The sequence below is a fragment of the Paenibacillus oceani genome (assembly GCF_014705615.1).
GTDB classification, from domain to species: Bacteria; Bacillota; Bacilli; order Paenibacillales; family NBRC-103111; genus Paenibacillus_AB; species Paenibacillus_AB oceani.
In genome coordinates this window covers 1-1,226 of sequence record NZ_JACXJA010000091.1, presented here as the reverse complement: position 1 = coordinate 1,226, position 1,226 = coordinate 1, and the positions used below count along the sequence as shown (strand labels likewise).

General features: G+C 50.0%; 1 protein-coding gene. It reads left to right on the top strand.

Translation table 11 applies throughout. The features are described 5' to 3' along the window. The first annotated feature begins 74 nt into the window (after nucleotides 1-74). Nucleotides 75-1,215 (top strand): IS630 family transposase gene (locus IDH45_RS33720; RefSeq protein WP_190932547.1). Its coding sequence is split into 2 segments (ribosomal slippage): nucleotides 75-514 and nucleotides 513-1,215, totalling 1,143 coding nucleotides; the frame shifts between segments, so codons are not numbered across the junction. Nucleotides 1,216-1,226 lie beyond the last annotated feature (11 nt).

The following is a 1,226-nucleotide window of genomic DNA, read 5'->3' as shown; positions in this document are numbered from 1 at the left end:
CTAGTACTCTCTCAAATCTAATAGTATAGGTTGGATGAATATGGTATAGTTGTGCCAAAAAGAGGAATCCATAGATGCAACCTATTAAAAATCCCGTACGTTTAACGGCGGAAGAACAAACCCATTTACGTGCCTTTATTTCCACAGGAAAAGCTTCTGCCCGAGCGATCAGGCGAGCCCAAATCCTGCTGGCGGCCGATGCAAACCGAGTGGGTGGGTCTTTGAGAGAACTGGACATCGCCGAGCGCATGCAGGTGCATGTCAACACCGTTTATGCCGTCCGAAAAGCCTATGCCGAGCTAGGATGGCAATGTGCCATTGGAAGAAAAAAACGAGTGACACCGCCGACGCCTGCAAAAATAACGGGTGAGCTTGAGGCGAAGATCATTGCTCTCAGTTGCAGTGCGCCACCCAACGGTAGAAGCCGATGGACATTGGAACTCCTGGCCGATCGGGTAGTCGAATTGCACTACATCGACAGCATTTCGCATGAGACCGTCAGGCAGGTTTTAAAAAAACGAACTCAAGCCCCATCTTCGTAAATGCTGGTGTATTCCTCCTGAGCAGAATGCGGCATTTGTCGCGGCGATGGAGGATGTGCTGGATGTCTACCGATTGCCTTACGATGCGGACTGTCCGGTCATTTGTATGGACGAAAAACCTTATCAATTGCTGGATGAATCCCGAGAGCCCATTCCGATGAAACTCGCCAAGCCCCTGCGGGAAGACAGCGAGTACGTCCGCCAAGGAACCTGCAGCATTTTTATCTTTACCGAGCCTTTAGCAGGTTGGCGCCATGTCGCGGTCCGGGAGCAGCGAACCCGTATCGAGTGGGCCGAGCAAGTAATGGAACTATTAGATGTTCACTATCCGCAGGCACCAAAAATCAAACTGGTGATGGACAATCTGAACACCCACTCTATCGCTTCACTCTATCAGGCTTTCGATCCTGAAACCGCTCGTCGCTTGGCCAAACGCTTGGAGATTCATTACACGCCAAAACACGGCAGTTGGCTGAATATCGCGGAGATTGAACTCAGCATCATGACCAGCCAATGTCTGGGACGGCGCATCCCCTCGATCTCCCAATTGGCTGATGAACTTTCGGCATGGGAGACTACACGAAACCAGAAACAAAAGGGCGTAGATTGGCAATTTACTACTGATGATGCAAGGATCAAATTAAAACGCCTTTACCCACAATTTAAGGATTGATGGGGTACTAG